Genomic DNA, 17142 nt, shown 5'->3' with positions numbered 1-17142 from the left:
GAAGCTCGCCCGGCAGGCATAGGGCATGCACGGGTAAGGTGAGGACAGGTGGACACGGCGGCCACGGGTTCCGCGGGGAGCGCGTACCGCGCCTACACGCGGCGCAGGGCGCTCTTCATCGCCGGCGTCGCATGCGCCACCCTTATACTGGGAATAATTTCCATGACCATCGGTTCCGCGGGCGTCACTCCCCTCGAGGTGCTGAAGGCGCTTTTCGGGCAGGCGGACCAGCGCACCACGCAGATCGTCATCCACATCAGGCTGGTGCGCGTCCTTGCGGCCGTGGTGGCCGGGATCGGTCTGGCGGTGGCGGGATGCGTCATGCAGGGGGTGCTCCTCAACCCCCTCGCCTCCGACTACACCCTGGGGGTCTCGCAGGGGGCGGCCTTCGGCGCCGCCCTGGCCATCGTGGCCATGGGGGCGGGAAGCGTGCAGAGCACGGGCGCCGACGCGGTTCTCATCAAGAACCCTTACCTGGTCACCGTGGCCGCCTTTGCCGGCGCCATCTCCGCCACCCTGGCCGTCCTCTTCCTGGCCAGGTACAAGGGGATCTCGCCCGAGGCCATGATCCTGGCGGGCATAGCCTTCGGCTCGCTCTTCTCCGCGGGGACGGTCATCACGCAGTACTTCGCCAACGACGTGCAGGTGGCGTCCATCGTCTTCTGGACCTTCGGCGACGTGGGAAGGGCCTCCTGGCAGGAACTGGCGATCATGACCGCGGTCACCCTTCCCGTCGCCGCCTTTTTCATCCTCAACCGCTGGAATTACAATACGCTCGAGAGCGGCGACGACACCGCCAGGAGCCTGGGGGTGAACGTGGGGCGCACGCGCATGGTGGGAATGTTCCTGGCCTCCCTGGTGACCGCGGTGGCGGTCTCCTTCCTGGGCATCATCGCCTTCGTGGGGCTGGTGAGCCCCCACCTCGTCCGGCGCGTGATCGGGGGCGATTACCGTTACCTGATCCCCGGCGCGTGCGCCATGGGGGCCTTCCTCCTTCTCGCCTCGGATACCCTGAGCAGGACCATCATCGCCCCGGTGGTGCTCCCGGTGGGAGCGATAACCTCCTTCATGGGCGCTCCCCTCTTCCTCTACCTGCTGGCCAAGGGATACAGGAGGGCGTGATGCTGACGGTCGACGGCATCGCTTTCAGTTACGGCACCAGGCCGGTGCTGGAGTCGGTCTCCATCGATGTCAAGAGGGGGGAGATCTGCTCCATCCTGGGGAACAACGGGGCAGGGAAAACCACCCTGCTCAAGTGCATCCTGGGCATCCTGCGGCCGCGCTCGGGCGTGGTGCTCCTGGCGGGGGAGGATACCTCCCGCCTGGCACGCATGGAGGTGGCGCGACGCATGGGCTACGTGGCCCAGAGGGACGGCGGCGGCCGCCGGCTCACCGTCTTCGACGCCGTGCTCATGGGCCGCAGGCCGCACATCGGCTGGGGCACGGGCGCCGGGGACCTGAAGGTGGTGGAGGAGGTGCTGGGCGCCCTCAACCTCGAGGACCTGGCCCTCCGCTACCTGGACGAGCTGAGCGGGGGGGAGCAACAGAAGGTGATGCTCGCCAGGGCCCTGGCACAGGAGCCCGGGATCCTGCTGCTGGACGAGCCCACGAGCAACCTGGACCTCAGGAACCAGTTCGAGGTGATGGAGACGCTGGGGAGGGTGGTGGCGGAGAGGGGCATCGCGGCCCTCATGGCCATCCACGACGTCAACCTCGCCCTGCGTTTCTCGCACAAGTTCATCCTTTTGAGAGGGGGTTCCGTCTTCGCCTGCGGTGGCCCGGAGATCATCGACGAGGAGAGCATGGAGAAGGTCTACGGCGTGAAGGTGGAGGTGGAGACACGGGGAGACACGAGGATGGTGGTACCGGTGAGCGCGTGCCGCCATGCCGGGGGAGACGTCGGAGGGAGAGGTGCAGGCGATGGAAAAAGGTGATAACGGTCCCGGTGAGCGCGGCGGGATGGAGCTCGTGGCCATAGGGGTGATAAGGTCGCCCTACCGCACCATGGACGAGGCGCCCTTCCAGGGACGCTTCTCCCGCGAGGAGGCGGAGCTGGAGATATACGAGGACTACGCGGACGGCCTCAAGGACGTGGAGGCTTCGCGTTACCTCATCCTGCTCTACTGGGGCCACCTCGCTGACCGCGGCGTTCTGCAGACGGTCACGCCCTGGGGGCCCGAGGTGCGCGGGGTGTTCGCCTGCCGTTCCCCCTCGCGTCCCAACCCGGTGGAGTTCTGCGTGGTGGAGCTGCTGCGGCGCGAGGGGAACCGCCTGGTGGTGCGGGGGCTGGACGCCGTGGACGGGAGCGCCATCGTCGACATCAAGCCCTACAGCGCGAAGATAGACTCCATCCCCGACGCAACCATCGGCTGGTTCGAGGAAGGGCGGGGGTAGCAGTCCCCGCGGTGCGAGGATAGAGCTCCCGATGCCGGGGCGAGAGCGTCCCGGGGAATGGGCGCGGGCTCGCCGCCTTTGCGGCCGGTGCGCGCGGGTCGCGTGCACGGAGCGTGATACAGAGGTGGAAGGAAATGGAATTGCAGCCCGATCAATTCAAGCTCATGCTCCCCTTGCCGGGGACGGTGATCACCACCGTGGACGGGCGGGGAGTGGCGAACGCCGAGCTCTACAGGTGCGTCATGCCCATCCCGAGGCTCCTGGACCTGGTGGCTGTGCACTCTTAGAGTGGCTCTAACGGGCGGTTTTATGCAATGGTCTTATATGCGCGCGCTCTTCATTCCTCGATGACCACGCGGATGTCGCCCTCCTTCTCGGTGACGCTGAAGACGGTGAGGCCGGCCTCGTAGCGGAAGAGCAGGCCCAGGCGCGCGTCCCCCACCCGCAGGTTCCGCAGGTGCACCCTCTCCAGCCAGCCCGGCAGGCATGGCTTGTTGACGTATACCGCCCCGCGGCGCGCGTCGGGGGAGATGCCCAGCATGGACTGGAGGATGAGGAAGACGCTCCCGGACGCCCAGGCCTGCGGGCTGCAGGCCACCGGGTAGGGCACCGGCTCGTCGAAGAGGGTGCGCCGGAAGCCGCAGAAGAGCTCCGGGAGGCGGAGGTTCTCCATGCGCATGCAGGCCCTGGAAAGCCCTTCCACCAGCTTCATGCAGGCCTCCTCCCCGCCGTAGCGCTTCATCCCCCGCAGGATGATGGCGTTGTCGTGGGGCCAGATGCTGCCGTTGTGGTAGCTCATGGGGTTGTAGTAATGCTCCTTCTCGCTCAGGGTGCGTATGCCCCATCCCGAGAACATGTCGCTCTCCATCAGCCGCCGTATCACCCTGCGCGCCCTCTCCAGGGAGGGCAGACCGGTGAAGAGGAGCTGGCCGGCGTTGGAGGACACCACGCGCACCGGCTGCTTCTCGCCGTCCAGGGCGAGGACGTAGATGCCGAGCTCCTCATCCCAGAAGAGCTCCTCCACCTTGCGCCTCACCTCCTCGGCCTCCGCCTGGAGGCGCTTCCCCTTTTCCTCCTCGCCGAGGTCGAGGTAGAGCTCCCCCATGCGCCGCTTGGCGTAGTAAACGTACCCCTGCGTCTCCACGGTGGCCACGGGCATGCAGGGCAGGCGCCCTCCCGGGAGGAGTATGGAATCCCCCGAGTCCTTCCAGTACTGGTTGGAAAGCCCCATGGAGCTGCGGCTGCTGTACTCCACCAGCCCGTCGCCGTCCTGGTCGCCGTACTCGTCGATCCAGCGCAGGGCGAGTTCCACGTTCTCCTCCAGGCGGCGGAAGGTCTCCAGGTCGCCGGTCCACTTCAGGTACTCGCTCACCAGGATGAGGAAGAGCGGGGTGGAATCCACCGACCCGTAGTAGGGGGTGTGGGGTATCTCGTTCATGCGGGCCATCTCCCCCTGGCGTATCTCGTGGATGATCTTCCCCGGCTCCTCGTCCCGCCAGTCGTTGACTTCCCTTCCCTGGAAGGCGGCCAGGAAGAAGAGGCTGTCCCGCGCCAGCTCCGGCTTGAGCATGAGGGTCTGGTAGCAGGCGATGAGGGCATCCCTCCCGAAGGGAGCGGAATACCAGGGCACGCCCCCCACCACGATGTCCCCGTAGCGCGTGCGGGTATGCAATGCGCGCAGGTCGCGCATGCTGCGCTGCACGATGAGGTTGAAGACGTTGTTGTCCGTCTCGATGCGGGCGGTGCCCTCCACCCATTCCTCGTAGGAGCGGCGCAGGGCCATCCTCGCCGCGAGGAACTTGGCGGGCGCCTTTTCTTCCCCCTCCTCCAGGGGGATGACGTGCATATCTATGAAATCCACCTCGCCCGCGGCTAGGAGGAAGGCGAAGACCACCTCCACCCCGGCCCTGCCCCCGCGCACCTCCGCGGGCTCGCGGGAGAAGAGGATGCGCGTGAGGCGGCGCAGGCGGTCGGTCCCCGTGTAGGAGAGGAGCACCTCCTTCTCCTGCACGCGGGGGCGGTGCACCCTCCCCCGCCGCGGGCGGCGCATGCCGCGCACCTCGAAGATGTCCGCGAAGTCGTTGGCCAGGCTGAGGCCCAGGTGCACGTGCACCGGCGCGGTGTGGTAGTTGCGCACGTATATCCTCTCCACGAGGCCGTCCTGGATGAGGCGGCTGCGCCGTATGCTGATGGCGTCCTGGGGGATGGAGAGTTCCTCGCCCGTCACGATGTCCGGGTTGGAGAGGTGGATGTTGGCCATGTATCCCCGTTCCACGGAGGAGGAGAGGAAGAGCGGCTGCATGCCCTCGATGCGCGTCTCCAGGGTGGAGAGGAAGCGGGTATCGCGGTAATAGAGGCCGAGCCCGGCGCGGTTGCCGTGGGCCATGTCCCCGTTCTCGTAGGTGAAGAGGAAGTACTCCCCCTCCTTGATGATCAGCGACTGGCGGGGGACCTCGCTCACGATGAAGGGGAGACCCCCGCCGCCCTCCAGGCAGAGCGCCTCCGTTCCTTTCGCCATATCGCACCCGACCTCGTCCCTCGGAACCGATGCCGCACCACGGTCGATGCCGTTTTACTTGTTTATACCCATAATACGGTCTCGATTGCACCTTTTCCGCCGCAAGACCCCTTTTCCGGGAACCGGCGAGGCACCTGCAGCGTCATGGTTTATACGAGCTCGAAAAGGGAAAACATTAAAGGATAGGACGGTCGCTTAATAACCGCGAAATCGACGCCGCCGCAGCGCCACGGGTGGGAGCCGCGCTCTTGCGGCAGCCGCGGCGGGGAAAAGCCGCTTGTCCCGCGGCACTTGATTTTCCCGTCAGAGGACGAACAACCCCCTTGGGGGTTAACGAATACGTTCAGAGGAGGTCTTGTTACATGCGCATAGCCATGATCGCGCCGGTGTGGATCCCGGTCCCGCCCGAGGGATACGGGGGGATAGAAAGGGTGCTCAAGCTCCTGGTGGACGAACTGGCGGAAAGGGGCGAGGAGGTGACCCTCTTCGCCGCCGGCCCTTCCAAGACCCGCGCCAGGCAGGTCATCTACCTGGACCCGGCGCCCACGGAGCACATGGGCGAGACCCTTTTCGACGCCTACCACGTGGGACAGGCCTACCGCTCCGTCGCCAAGGGCCCCTACGACCTGGTGCACGACCATTCCGGCTTCCTCGGCCCGGCCTTCGCGGGACTCATACCCCAGCCGGTGGTGCACACCCTGCACGGCCCCTTTACGCGGGACGTCCGCATGTTCTATACCGCCTTCCGCAACGACTGCTACTACGTGGCCATAAGCAGGCGGCAGCGGGAGGGGTGCCCCGACCTCAACTACCTGGGCGTGGTGCCCAACGCCGTGGACGTGGAGGAGCACCGTCCCTCGCCGGAAAAGGAGGACTACCTGGTCTGCGTGAGCCGCATCTGCGAGGCGAAGGGGACGGAGAACGCGGTACTCCTGGCCAGGCGCGCGGGTTGCCGCATAGTGCTCGCGGGCAAGATCGATCCGGGAACGGATCGCGCCTACTTCGAGCAGCGGGTACGCCCCCACCTCGACGGGGAGAGGGCGATCTACCTGGGAGAGGTGTCCCAGGAGGAGAAAGTGCGCCTGATCGCCCGCGCCCGCGCCTTCCTCTTCCCCATCCAGTGGGAGGAGCCCTTCGGGCTGGTGATGGCGGAGGCCCTGGCCTGCGGGACCCCGGTGCTCGCCACGCGCTGGGGGGCGGCGCCGGAGGTGGTGGAGCACGGCGTGACCGGCTTCCTGGCGGACACCCCCGAGGGACTGCAGGAGTACCTGGAACGCATCGACGAGATAGACCCCCGCGCCTGCCGCCGCGCGGCGGAGGAGCGCTTCAGCCCGCGGGCGATGGCCGAGAGTTATCTGGAAATCTATACCAGGGCGCTCGAGGCGCACCGCTCGCGCCTGCGGCCCACCCACGTGCGCCCCGCCTGAGCGGCGACCACGACGCGTGGGAACCGCCGGGGCCGGGAAATCCCCGAGCCCGCGGCGGCGGTCGTCGAGCCGCCTCGGGAGGCACGGCGGCGCTGCCGTTCTCTTCCCCGCCCTCAAACGGACTTGCGTTCCCACCCCCGGTGGAAAGAACGTGCGGCGCGGCGCGCACCGTCATTGCCTCGCGGGCGCCGACACCTGTACATTGACGGAAGGACGGGACACCGGGAAAGGCGGGCGGCATGCATTACGACGTCATTGTCATCGGGGCAGGCCCCGGGGGATGCATGGCAGCGCGGGAGCTCTCGGAGCGCGGCTTCAAGGTCCTCCTGGTGGAAAGGGAGGCCCTGCCCCGCGACAAGGCCTGCGGTGGTTTCCTCTCCGCGGAGGCCGCGCGCCTCATCGAGGATTCCTTCGGGCCCCTTCCCCGTGACTGCCTGGAGGGTCCCGCGCAGGTGCGGGGCGTGCGCCTTCTCTGCGAGGGCGGCGGCACTTACGACCTTCCCTTTTCCGGCGAAGCTCCTCCTCCGGGTGGGGGTCCTTTCCCGGGCGAAGGTCCTTCCCCGGGCGAGAACGCCACCAGCGGTGGGAACGCCTCCCCGGGCAAGGGTCGTTTCCCCGGCGAGGGGCTCGCTGTGAAGCGCTCTATCCTGGATGCTTTCCTCGCCGGGAAATGCGGGGCCGACGTCGCCGACGGTTGCGAGGTGGTCGACTTCGACCTGGGGCGCTTCCGCGTGGAGATGCTCCTCCGCAGGGGAGGGTCGGAGGAGAGGTTGGAAGCCACCTACCTTGTGGGGGCGGACGGCGCGGACAGCCTCTCACTGCGCCTGCTGAGGCCGGAGTTCCACCGCCTCTACGCGGCGCCGCACCTGGAGAGAGGGATGCTGGTGACGGGCGAGGGCGAGGCGGACTGGGACGAGGGCTGGATGGGCCTGGCGCTGACCAGGGAGGGCTCCGCGCCGGCCTCCTTTTTCGTCCGCGGCGGGCGCGTAGGGATGGCGGTGCATCTCCGCGGCGGACGGGGTTGGCGGGAGGAGCTCGAGGACCTGCAGGCTTTCCTCTCCCGCAGGGTCGGACTCGTCCTGCGCGGCGGTGTCGTGCGCTCCGCCGCCCTGCGCAACCGCATGGCCGCGGCGGGCCACTACAGCCTGGGTGCCGGATGCGCCCTGCTGGTCGGGGAGGCGGCTGGCCTCGTCGACCCCTGGGGCTTCGGCATCCGCCTGGCCCTGGAAAGCGGCCGCACGGCGGCGGCGGCCATCGCCGACAGCGCGGGCGAGAACATCACCCCCCACCTCAGGTACCGGTACCTCATGCAGCCGCTCCTGGAAAGGGAGATCGCGCAGCGCCGCCGCTTCGCGGGGAAGGTGGGGGAGCTCGACGTCTCCGCGCTGGCCTCGCCGCGCGGCCGCCGCGAAAGGAGAGACCGTCGCGCCCTGCGCCGCCGCCTGGCGTGAAGGGGGCACCCCGCGCGGACCTCCCGGTATGACCTCGCGCACATCACCGTCGCGTGCCCCGGTCGTCGCGTGCACGGGTGCGGGCGGGACGCAAGGGTGCGGGGCCGCCGGCGGCCGCCGTGCGCCTGCGCGGGGAACCGTCGTTCAGAGGAGGGGCCGGTTGACGTCGATCTCGATCACCTCGCCGGTCGTCGTCTTCACGGCGAAGACGATGCCCGTGGAATTATATTCCATGATGGTGGTCTGCTCGCCCTGGTGCATGGCGGTGCTCTGCCTCTGGGGAGTTCCGAACTCCTTGAGGACGTCGGCCTGGAGAGCCCCGATCCTCGCTCCCTTGGGCGTCTTCCCGGCGTAGGGATGGCGCAGGCATATGGATACCACGACGTCGAAATCGCCCAGCCCGTCGTCGCCGTCCGTATCCTCCAGGTAGAGGGTGAGCTTCCAGGGCCCGTAACCGCCGGTGTAGGCGGCATAGACCAGGCCCTCCGTGGTCGATCCCGAGGCGTCGGGGGGACCGTATATCCTCCTGGCGACGTGGAAGTCGTCCCCTATGTCGATGCCGGCCGCCGACCTTCCCGGAACGATGGGGTCTCCCTGGTGCGCGCCGAAAAGCCCTCCCTGCCCCTCGTCTTCCCCCTCCCCCTCCCGCACGGGCCGCAGGCCGCCGTAGGCGGTGACCATCACCGTCACCACCCCTTCCGAGGGCGAGACCAGGAACTCCACCCCCCTTTCCGCGTAGGAGTAGAGCAGGAGCTCCCCGCCGCCGGGCGCCGACGAGGAGGAGATGCTCCGGCACGCGCCGAATTCCCCTTCTATATCCTGCGCGGTGCTGCCGATGCCGACGCCGCCCGATGTCCTCCCGCGGTAGGGGCCGGATACCTCCACCGCGCCCACCTCGTCCTCGGGATCGAGGTACCCGTTCCCCTGGTCGTACAGGGTCACCACGAGGAGCCACGAGGCGGGGGCGTCGATGCCCCCTTCCTCGCCCGTGCGTCCGTAGTATGCATAGAGGTAGCCCCCGTCCCTGCGGTGCTCGTCCGGGTCGCCGTGGACCTCCTGCACGGCCGAGAAGGGGTCTCCTATGTCGATGTACGCCATGGAATAGCCGGGGACTATGGGGTCGCTCTGCCATGTGCGCCCGGGAGCGCCGTCCCCGCACGCGGCGCACGAAACGGCCACGAGGAATGCGAGGGCGGCCGCGGCGGCGAGAAGGCCCCGGCGGCCGCAGCCTGCACCCGTCGCTCCCCTGTACCGGCGCCGCGAGAGCCCCGACCCTGGTGACAATTCAGGTAACCCCCTCCGCGCCCCCGCCGCCCTTTGCATGGTAAAATATGGGAAGTGACAGAGCCTGCGCCAGCGCCTCCACGATGAGGAAGGCGGCGGCGCGGTTGTCCTGGGGGGACCCCGTGGTCCCCGAACGGAAAACCCTGCGCCTCCTGCCGTCGGAGAGTCTCAGGTAGACCCGCACGAAGTAGGAAAGGTCACGCCGCGGCCCGGGGTCCTCACCCGCCTCCCCCATGCGCCTCGCCTCCACCACCTCGACGCCCGCCACGTCCCCGCGCGTCATCTCCCGGCGCATGGGGATGAAATAACGGTAGGTTTCCCAGGTCAACGTCTTCCTCTCGGGGTCGATGACCAGGTAGGTGGGCGATGAGAACACGGCGAAGATGCTGTAGAAGAGCAGGGTGACCGCGCTTATCCCCGTGGCCAGCCTGGCCACGCCCGCGGTGGAGAGAACCGCGCAGGCCACGGCCGCGTAGAATATGAGGGCGTGGAGCGCCTCCCAGGCGCCTCCCCGCACCTCGAACTCGCGTTTTTCCGTCTGGTCAGTCATGACCGGGGCATCTCTCCGCGTCTCGTTCCCGCTCCTCGCGGCCGACCCGCGGGGGTCGCGTCCATGGAAGCGCTTACCGCGGGGCGTTGACCGCACGACCACAGAAGCATCATAGAAGCATTATAAAGCATGCGTCGGTCCGTCCCCGCCAGCACCCGCCCGAGCGGCGCGGCATCCGTGCGCGGAGCCTCGCCCTTCGGCCTATGCCGCACATGGCCGCGGGAACCGCCTGCCCCGCCTTGTGCTCACGCGGGCGCGCCGCCCCGGCTAGTCTTCCACCACCTTGTAGACCACGTCGTGCTCGCGGGCGTGCTCGCTCACCTTTATGCCGATGACGTCTCCCGCCTTCGCCTCCTGGACCTGCTGGTGCTCGATCTGCATGGAATCGACTTTCTGCGTCCAGTCCGAGGTGTGTCCCTTGATGTGAATGGTATCGCCGACCCTCAGCTCGTCCTCGAGCTCTATGGCGGCCACGCCCACCTTGCCGAAGTAGTGGGTGACCCTGCCGACCTGCTTTTCCATCTTTCACCTCCTCGCGCCCGTCGCCGTCTCTCCGCGGACCGCCGCCCCATAAGGCTTTCGCTGGGCCGCTCCGCCGTTCCTGCAACCCCTCGCGATCTGCTTGTTCCACGCCCCGGTCTCCCGCGCGCCTTTTCCCCCGGTCGCACCGCGCGATGCGCCGTCACGGTCGCAGCACGCGTGCCGCCGGGACATACGGACCAGGGCACGTCGCGAAACGGGGCATATAGATGAATACCCCTTTCACGCGCGGGACAAACAGGCGGTGGAGAGAGGCGGCCGGGGCGCGGGGAGTCTCTGGCGCGGCGTGGAACTGCTCGCAATAAGCGCGGAACGGCGGCCGGCGCGGAGCGCGGAGTAAGCGCGGAGCAGTGGATGCAAACGTGCGAAGGCCGTTATATAATATCCCTGGTTTTCGCGAGGAGGGCAGATGTCAGAGGACAGGGACTCCAAGAAAGCGGTCCTGCACCGACTTCATCGCATCGAAGGCCAGGTACGCGGTATCATCCGCATGGTGGAGGAAGGGAAAGACTGCGAAGAGGTCCTCAACCAGATCGCGGCCGTGCGCTCCGCCATGGAAAGCGTGGGAGTGCACATCATCACCCGCCGCATGAAGGAATGCCTACAGGGCGATGTAGCTTCTCCCTGTGACGAGGCGGTGGGAGAGGCCATCGACTCGTTCCTCCGCTTCACCCACTCCATGAGGACTTGAGCCGCGCCGCCCGCAAGCGCGGCGACGCCGCATGACGCCATTCAGGCCACACGAGGAAAGCGTCTCTCCATCCGCATGTGCCCTCAAAGGGCGCTTCCCACGAGGATTCCCGTGATGCCGGAACGACCGTGCGGGTACCATGATTCCCAGGATCCTTGGCGGCACGTGCATCTTCAGCGAAGGGACGCCCGCACGCCCTGCAGACCGCAACCTGCGACCCCTTTAGTACAGGGGGCCATCGCTCACCGTGGGGTCCCCGTCGTGAACGGCCCCTCGGGACGCAGCCCGCGACCCCGGAAGGCCGCAGGCGCATGGCGTTTCCCGCTACCTGGACTTCTTTGCGAGCTTGCGGCCCAGTTCCTCGAGGCGCGCCACGTCCTCGGGCGAGGCCTGCGGTCCCCTCCAGAGGCTGAGGGGGGCTCCCGCCTTCACCGCGACGCCGCGCAGCACGACTTTCGCCTTCTTCCTCCTCAAGAGGCGCCGCATGCGGCGCAGGGTGGTACGGCCTCGAAGCGCCGCGTAGGCCGTGAAGACGGTGGCCGACTTGCCCTTGAGGGCTTTCTTGTCCAGGCCCTTGATGAACTTCTTCACCACGCGCGCCGGCCGCGCGCCGCGCGTGGGGCTCCCCACCGCCAGAATGGAATATTCTGACATATCTTCCCCGCTGACCTCGGAAACGGCCTTCACGTCCGCGGTGACCCCCGCGGATCGCAGCCCCCTGGCCACGGCTTCCGCGGCCTCCGCGGTATGCCCGGTCTTGCTGTGATAGACGACCAGCGCTTTCCTCCTGCGTCTGAACATGATACCTCCTTATCCAGGCCCGGGCGGCTGATCTTGAGCCCGCCTTTCCTCGATCCATGCCGACATACGCAATATACCCACGGGGAAGGACGGAAAAACGCCGCCTTCGCATGAAGGCCGGCTTACCCCGACATATCGGGCGGACCCGCGCGCGTGGAACCGACCGAGCGCGTCATCGAGGTCGACCCGAGAGGTGCATGACCTCAAGCGTTTCCCCGCACGTGGCGGCGGGATCCGCCGCAACGCTCCCGGCACCCCTTGTCCCGGTAAGGTCACTGCTCCCGCAGGGGGAGGGAAAAGGCGAGCACGGCTCCCATCCCCTCCTCGTCCTCCACCCAGACCTTTCCGCCGTGCGCTTCAACGAAGGTGCGCACGATGTAGAGCCCCAGGCCCAACCCGCGCTCCATCCCCTCCGGCTTGTTCTGGGTGAACTTCTCGAAGAGGTGCTCGCGTCCCTCGCGCGGGATGCCGGGGCCCTGGTCCTTCACGCGCACCACCGCCATGGCGTCCTGCACGTCCCCGGTGACGACCACCCTGCCCCAGGGAGGGCTGTAGCGGAAGGCGTTGTCCAGCAGGTTGATGAGCACCTGCTTGATCTTGTCCCAGTCTGCCTCCAGCTCTATGCTGCGCTGCGAGGTGACCAGGTGCATGGGCCGGGAGCCCGGGGTCATGGCCATCTCCCTGGTGACGTCGTCCAGGAAGAGCACCAGGTCACCCCGGCGCCGGTCGAGGAAAACCTGCTCCGACTCGATGCGGCTCATGTCCAGGACGTTCTCCACCATGCGGTTGAGGCGTCCGCACTCGCGCAGCACGTGGTCGATGCAGGCGAGCTTGCGCTCCTCGCCCATCTTATCCCAGTGGTCCTTGAGGGCCGCGGCGTAGCTGTTGATCACCGTGAGCGGCGAGCGCAGCTCGTGACCGACGATGCCGACGAGCTCCGTCTTGAGCTGGTCCAGCTCGCGCAGCCTCCTGTTCGCCTCCTGCAGCAACAGGTTCCTCTCCCGCAGCTCCTTCTCCATCTCGCGCGACCCGGTGACGTCACGGGCGATGACCAGGGCCGCCTCTTTCTCGCTGTAGAGGCGGGTGCCGGTGAGGGATAGGATCACCGGCCTGCCGTCCGGCCTCTGAAGGGTGATGTCGTAGAACCTTATCTTCTCGCCCTGCAGGCCGCGGGCGAGTGCGTCGAAGGCCCTGGCGCGTTCCTCCTCGTCCAGGAAATCGAGGTATCCCTTCCCCAGCATCCGCTCCACCGGGAATCCGAGCACCTCCTTGGCCTCGGTGTTGATGGCCAGGATGTTTCCCTCGCGGTCCATGGTGAAGATGACGTCGTAGCTGTTGTCCATCATCTTGCGGAAGCGCGCTTCCGCCATCTCCAGCCGCCTCTCGCGCAGGCCGAGCTCCTCCAGGGCCTGCAGGCGCTCCTTCCGCTCGCGCAACAGGCCCGCCACCAGGATGTCGTAGGCGAAGCAGGCCTCGAAGGCCAACATGCCGTAGGTCTGGGGACGGAGCTCCCACAGGTCCCAGATGATGTCCACCACCTGGAGACATACCCCCAGGGTGATGAATATCGCCCCCAGCAGCATCAGCAGCAGGCGCCGGTCCTTCTCGCGGTTGAACTTCCAGGCCGTCAACCCCACGATGAGCCCACTGGAGAGAAAGAGGAACGCCGCAAAGGCGCCCTTCCAGGGATCCGACTTCCCCAGTACGTCCGTGAGCGCGGCGACCACGAAGACAAGCGAGGCGAGAAAAGCGCCGCGGTATATGAAGTCGTGCCTGCCCTTTTCCTCAAAGGCATACGCCACGAAGAAGTGTACCGCCAGGTAGATGGCAAGGGAGCCGGTGGCCCAGGAAAGCGAGTCAACCCAGGTCTCCTGCGTGAGCAGGGGATGGGCGAAGTCGAAGCCTTTCCAGACGGCAAGAAGGAGGCACAGCAGGCCGAAAAGGCGGCCGCGCCTGTCGCGCCAGTGGCCGGCGAGAACCAGGAACCCCAGCATGCCGGAGCCCACGATGGCCACGATCTCCGTGACGTTTACGGGGTTCAACTGCACCTGCACGGCGCCCGACGTCCTTTCCCGCGTGATCTCCGGCGGCCAGCGATCACGTGGATATAATCCCCATCATTACCATATTATTCTACCCGATAGGGCTCCTGCGGCGCAGCCCCTGCAGATTCTCCGGAGCGTGGGCGGCCCTGCACCTCTTTACCCGAGCGGCCCGCGGCGACGCAATCCCGTCCGGCCCCTTTCGGCCGGAATGCCGCCACGTGGAAACGTACGACGCCTTTCATTCCGGGCGCCGGTGAAACCATGGGCGTGTTCGCCGGCCGCCTCCCGCCCCTGCCGGCACCGGAGAAAACGGCGGCGTGAGCGGCTGCAAGAACGCCGTTCATAACTGGTTCGTGGAGGTGCCGTTCCCTTGGCACCCCACTTCAAGTAAAATATTTCCAGGCAAGGATTTCGCGTCCGGGCAAGCGACCAAGGAGGACGCCCATGCTCAGAAAATGCGCTTCCCTTTTCACGGCCGCGCTCCTGATCACCCTGCTCGCCCTCCCGGCGTCGGGCTGCGGCCGCCGGGAGTCCGCGAGGCCACCCTCGACCCTGGAGGTCCCCCAGCTGGACAGCGGGCCCATAAGCGGCATCCAGGAGGACGGCGTCTGGGTTTACAAGGGCATACCCTACGCCGCCCCGCCCGTGGGAGAGCTGCGCTGGAAGGAGCCGCAGCCGGTGCCGCCCTGGAAAGAGGTGCGCGCCTGCACGGAGTACGGACCGGCATGCCCGCAGGCGGAATGGCCCTACCAGGTCCAGAGCGACATCTTCCGCATAACGGACCAGGACGAGGACTGCCTCTACCTCAACGTGTGGACGCCGGCCGCGAGCCCGGACGACAGGCTGCCGGTGATGGTGTGGATCCACGGGGGAGGCTTCACCATAGGCTCGGGCTCGCAGGTCCTCTACGAGGGAAAGTACCTGGCCCGCAAGGGGGTGGTGGTGGTCACCATGAACTACCGCCTGGGGCCCTTCGGTTTCATGGCCCATCCCAGGCTGAGCGAGGAATCCCCCCACGGGGTCTCCGGCAACTACGGCCTGCTTGACCAGGTGCAGGCCCTGCGTTGGGTGCGGAACAACATCGCGGCCTTCGGGGGCGATCCCGGCAACGTGACCATATTCGGCGAGTCAGCCGGCGGCGCCAGCGTCTGCGCCCTCCTGGCCAGCCCGCTGGCCGAGGGGCTCTTCCACCGCGCCATCGCGGAAAGCGGCGCCTTCCTCTCCATGAGCACCGCCGCCGACCGCCGCGGCGAGACCCTCGAGGAAGCGGAGGAGTTGGGCGAGAAGGTCTCCCGCGAGCTGGGATGCGACCGCGAGGAGGACGAGCTGGCCGCGCTGCGTTCCAGGTCACCGGAGGAGCTCCTCGCGGCCTTCGACAAGGTGGCGCCTTACGCGCCGGGGAGACCCTCCATCGGGCCCGTGGCGGACGGATACGCGCTACCCGAGAGGCCGCAGGACATATTCGCGGCCGGAAAGCAGCACAAGATCCCCCTCCTCATCGGGACCAACGCCGACGAGGCCATGCTCTTCCTCGCCTCGCAGGACTTGAACGCCGGGCAATACGAGGGCCTTGTCAGGTACGCGTACGGGACGTACGCCGACGAGGTGACCGCGCTCTTCCCCGTGGATGGGGGCACGCCGAAAGAGGCTTTCAGCCGCCTCTTCACCGCCATGGGGTTCGCCGCTCCCTCGCGCTTCGCCGCCGAGAAGATGGCCGAGGCGGGCATGCCCGTGTTCGTCTACCTCTTCACCATGCGATCGAGCCAGCCGCGGACGGAGCACATGGGAGCCTACCACGGTTACGAGCTTCCCTTCGTCTTCGGCACCCTGGTGAGATACCTCCGCCCCGAGGACCAGGCCCTCTCCGAGGTGATGATGAACTACTGGACCCGTTTCGCCGCGAGCGGGGATCCCAACGGGGGGACGGAGCCCCCCTGGCCGCGGTTCTCGGCGGAGAACGACCTCTACCAGGAACTGGGCCCCACCGTCACCACCCGTTCCGGCTATTACCCGCAGGCCTACCGCCTCCTTCTCAAGATCAACTACGGAACATGAAACGGTCCCGGCAGACCACGGGCGGCCGCCAAACGACGGGTGAGCACGAGAACCGCGCGGACCGCTGATGCGCGGGGCAAGGAGCCGCGCCCTCAGACTATCCTTTCGCCGTGGGCGCGCACCTTTTCCCAGTCCACCTCCACCCCCAGCCCCGGCCCGTCGGGGACGGCCACGTAGCCTTCGGCGTCCACGGTGATGGGCTCCGCGAGCATGGCGTCCCTGCCTTCCGGCGTCCACCCCGGGGGGTCGTAGGGGAACTCGCAGTGGGTGCAGTTGGGGATGGCCCCCATGAGCTGCAGGTTGGCCGCCAGCCCCAGCCCGTTGGTCCAGGTGTGCGGGTTGTAGATGATGTGGGAGGCCTCGGCCATGCCCGCGATCTTGCGCCCCATGAGGATGCCCCCCGCGAAGGTCACGTCTGGCTGGATGATGTCGTAGCAGCCCCGGTTGATGAGCTCGCGGAAGTCGTCCAGGTCGTCGTTGAGCTCCCCGCCGCTTATGGGGATGGAGGTGGAGCGCCGCAGCAGGGCCAGCCCCTCGTAGTCCCGCATGCGCAGGGGCTCCTCCAGCCAGGCCACCCCGAGGTGTTCCAGCTCCCTCGCCACCTCGAGGGCCCGCTTGAGGTCCCACTTGGGGTAGGCGCCGAAGCCGTGGATGAGCCAGGCCTGGTTGGCGTCCACCATGATCTCCACGTCGTCCCCCACCGCCACGCGCACCGCCTCAACCACCGCCAGGTCGCGGCGCACGTCCTCGTCGCGGATGCGCAGCTTGATGGCCCGGAAGCCTTCCTCCACCAGCCGCACCGCGTCGTGCGCCCTCGTCTCGGGGTCGCGCAGCTCCCCCGTGGAGGCGTAGGCCTTCACGCGGTCGCGGGAACCCCCCAGCAGGCGGTATACGGGCTGGCCGGCGGCCCTGCCGATGATGTCCCAGAGGGCCACTTCCACGAACCAGGCCCGGAAGCCGATCACCTTGGCCGAGCGCAGGACCTGCACGAAATCCTCGACCCGGAAGGGGTCCCTTCCCACCAGGAAGAGCTTGATGAGCTCTGGAAAACCCTTCCATTCCCCGGCGAAGGCGACGCCCGCACAGGCGCCCTCGATACCCTCGTCGGTGAGCAGGCGGAGGATGACGGCGCTGTTGTCGTGGGAAGGCAGGCCCGGGATCCAACTGGGGTGGAAGGGCTCGCGCAGGGGAAAGCGGCACAGGTAACCCTCCACGTCCACGATCTTCATAAGGCATCCCTCCCCTAAAGGCTCTTCCGTTCCGGCCGCTGTCTGACGGCAGATGGTATTTTTTCCCTGTTCCGGCCGCAGTCTGACGGCAGATGGAAATTTTCCCCTTCAGGAAAATGATATCCCAACGCCAACAACCTTTCCACCCGCTGACGCG

At 67.4% G+C, this 17142-nt stretch carries 15 protein-coding genes; 8 read left to right on the top strand and 7 right to left on the bottom strand.

The window, feature by feature from the left end; all coding sequences use genetic code 11:
* The first annotated feature begins 162 nt into the window (after positions 1-162).
* From H5T73_03900 to H5T73_03885, 4 genes are all read left to right on the top strand, one after another.
* Positions 163-1122 (top strand): iron ABC transporter permease, encoded by a 960-nt coding sequence (locus tag H5T73_03900; protein MBC7246909.1) that lies wholly within the window; start codon positions 163-165, stop codon positions 1120-1122.
* Positions 1119-1934: an ABC transporter ATP-binding protein gene (locus tag H5T73_03895; protein MBC7246908.1), complete on the top strand. Its 816-nt coding sequence runs from the start codon at positions 1119-1121 to the stop codon at positions 1932-1934. The genes H5T73_03900 and H5T73_03895 overlap by 4 nt, the downstream gene beginning before the upstream one ends.
* A gap of 25 nt (positions 1935-1959) precedes the next feature.
* On the top strand, positions 1960-2394 hold the full coding sequence (gene tsaA, locus H5T73_03890) for a tRNA (N6-threonylcarbamoyladenosine(37)-N6)-methyltransferase TrmO (protein ID MBC7246907.1): 435 nt from the start codon (positions 1960-1962) through the stop codon (positions 2392-2394).
* A 134-nt stretch (positions 2395-2528) separates the two neighbouring features.
* Positions 2529-2681: a hypothetical protein gene (locus tag H5T73_03885; protein ID MBC7246906.1), complete on the top strand. Its 153-nt coding sequence runs from the start codon at positions 2529-2531 to the stop codon at positions 2679-2681.
* Between the two features lie 50 nt (positions 2682-2731).
* On the opposite strand, the gene H5T73_03880 is transcribed toward H5T73_03885, so the two are convergent.
* Complete coding sequence (locus H5T73_03880; protein MBC7246905.1) at positions 2732-4912, bottom strand: amylo-alpha-1,6-glucosidase; 2181 nt, start codon at positions 4910-4912, stop codon at positions 2732-2734.
* Positions 4913-5274: 362 nt separating this feature from the next.
* Here H5T73_03880 and H5T73_03875 point away from each other — a divergent pair, with 362 nt between their 5' ends.
* Positions 5275-6339 carry a glycosyltransferase family 4 protein gene (locus H5T73_03875; GenBank protein MBC7246904.1) on the top strand — a complete coding sequence of 355 codons (1065 nt, stop codon included), beginning with the start codon at positions 5275-5277 and terminating at the stop codon, positions 6337-6339.
* Positions 6340-6578: 239 nt separating this feature from the next.
* On the top strand, positions 6579-7790 hold the full coding sequence (locus tag H5T73_03870; protein ID MBC7246903.1) for an NAD(P)/FAD-dependent oxidoreductase: 1212 nt from the start codon (positions 6579-6581) through the stop codon (positions 7788-7790).
* Positions 7791-7934: 144 nt separating this feature from the next.
* Here the strand turns inward: H5T73_03870 and H5T73_03865 are convergent, their stop codons facing one another.
* From H5T73_03865 to H5T73_03855, 3 genes are all read right to left on the bottom strand, one after another.
* Complete coding sequence (locus H5T73_03865; protein ID MBC7246902.1) at positions 7935-8888, bottom strand: hypothetical protein; 954 nt, start codon at positions 8886-8888, stop codon at positions 7935-7937.
* A 187-nt stretch (positions 8889-9075) separates the two neighbouring features.
* Complete coding sequence (locus H5T73_03860) at positions 9076-9624, bottom strand: hypothetical protein (protein MBC7246901.1); 549 nt, start codon at positions 9622-9624, stop codon at positions 9076-9078.
* 267 nt (positions 9625-9891) lie between these two features.
* Positions 9892-10146 (bottom strand): hypothetical protein, encoded by a 255-nt coding sequence (locus H5T73_03855; GenBank protein MBC7246900.1) that lies wholly within the window; start codon positions 10144-10146, stop codon positions 9892-9894.
* A gap of 427 nt (positions 10147-10573) precedes the next feature.
* Between H5T73_03855 and H5T73_03850 the strand changes: the two genes are divergently transcribed.
* Positions 10574-10855, top strand: a complete 282-nt coding sequence (locus H5T73_03850; protein MBC7246899.1) for a metal-sensitive transcriptional regulator — start codon at positions 10574-10576, stop codon at positions 10853-10855.
* 324 nt (positions 10856-11179) lie between these two features.
* Here H5T73_03850 and H5T73_03845 read toward each other — a convergent pair whose 3' ends face one another.
* Both H5T73_03845 and H5T73_03840 read right to left on the bottom strand, forming a co-directional pair.
* Positions 11180-11656: a flavodoxin domain-containing protein gene (locus H5T73_03845; GenBank protein ID MBC7246898.1), complete on the bottom strand. Its 477-nt coding sequence runs from the start codon at positions 11654-11656 to the stop codon at positions 11180-11182.
* Positions 11657-11928: 272 nt separating this feature from the next.
* Entirely contained in the window at positions 11929-13710 is a 1782-nt protein-coding gene (locus H5T73_03840) for a PAS domain S-box protein (GenBank protein MBC7246897.1), read from the bottom strand.
* A gap of 435 nt (positions 13711-14145) precedes the next feature.
* On the opposite strand from H5T73_03840, the gene H5T73_03835 reads away from it, so the two are divergent.
* Positions 14146-15756, top strand: a complete 1611-nt coding sequence (locus H5T73_03835; GenBank protein MBC7246896.1) for a carboxylesterase family protein — start codon at positions 14146-14148, stop codon at positions 15754-15756.
* Between the two features lie 92 nt (positions 15757-15848).
* On the opposite strand, the gene H5T73_03830 is transcribed toward H5T73_03835, so the two are convergent.
* Positions 15849-16985, bottom strand: coding sequence for a mandelate racemase/muconate lactonizing enzyme family protein (locus tag H5T73_03830; protein MBC7246895.1), 1137 nt, complete (start codon positions 16983-16985; stop codon positions 15849-15851).
* Positions 16986-17142 lie beyond the last annotated feature (157 nt).

Source organism: Actinomycetota bacterium (assembly GCA_014360655.1).
In the GTDB taxonomy this organism is placed as follows: Bacteria; Actinomycetota; Geothermincolia; order Geothermincolales; family RBG-13-55-18; genus JACIXC01.
Note: the sequence above shows the minus strand (reverse complement) of the source record. Positions and strands in the feature narration are given on the sequence as shown.

Bases quoted from the DNA above. Each gene is read 5' to 3' on its own strand.
- H5T73_03880 (MBC7246905.1), bottom strand. From the start codon at position 4,912: ATGGCGAAAGGAACGGAGGCGCTCTGCCTGGAGGGCGGCGGGGGTCTC.
- H5T73_03885 (MBC7246906.1), top strand. From the start codon at position 2,529: ATGGAATTGCAGCCCGATCAATTCAAGCTCATGCTCCCCTTGCCGGGG.
- H5T73_03870 (MBC7246903.1), top strand. From the start codon at position 6,579: ATGCATTACGACGTCATTGTCATCGGGGCAGGCCCCGGGGGATGCATG.
- tsaA (MBC7246907.1), top strand. From the start codon at position 1,960: ATGGAGCTCGTGGCCATAGGGGTGATAAGGTCGCCCTACCGCACCATG.
- H5T73_03835 (MBC7246896.1), top strand. From the start codon at position 14,146: ATGCTCAGAAAATGCGCTTCCCTTTTCACGGCCGCGCTCCTGATCACC.
- H5T73_03900 (MBC7246909.1), top strand. From the start codon at position 163: ATGACCATCGGTTCCGCGGGCGTCACTCCCCTCGAGGTGCTGAAGGCG.
- H5T73_03865 (MBC7246902.1), bottom strand. From the start codon at position 8,888: ATGGCGTACATCGACATAGGAGACCCCTTCTCGGCCGTGCAGGAGGTC.
- H5T73_03875 (MBC7246904.1), top strand. From the start codon at position 5,275: ATGCGCATAGCCATGATCGCGCCGGTGTGGATCCCGGTCCCGCCCGAG.
- H5T73_03855 (MBC7246900.1), bottom strand. From the start codon at position 10,146: ATGGAAAAGCAGGTCGGCAGGGTCACCCACTACTTCGGCAAGGTGGGC.
- H5T73_03850 (MBC7246899.1), top strand. From the start codon at position 10,574: ATGTCAGAGGACAGGGACTCCAAGAAAGCGGTCCTGCACCGACTTCAT.
- H5T73_03845 (MBC7246898.1), bottom strand. From the start codon at position 11,656: ATGTTCAGACGCAGGAGGAAAGCGCTGGTCGTCTATCACAGCAAGACC.
- H5T73_03860 (MBC7246901.1), bottom strand. From the start codon at position 9,624: ATGACTGACCAGACGGAAAAACGCGAGTTCGAGGTGCGGGGAGGCGCC.
- H5T73_03830 (MBC7246895.1), bottom strand. From the start codon at position 16,985: ATGAAGATCGTGGACGTGGAGGGTTACCTGTGCCGCTTTCCCCTGCGC.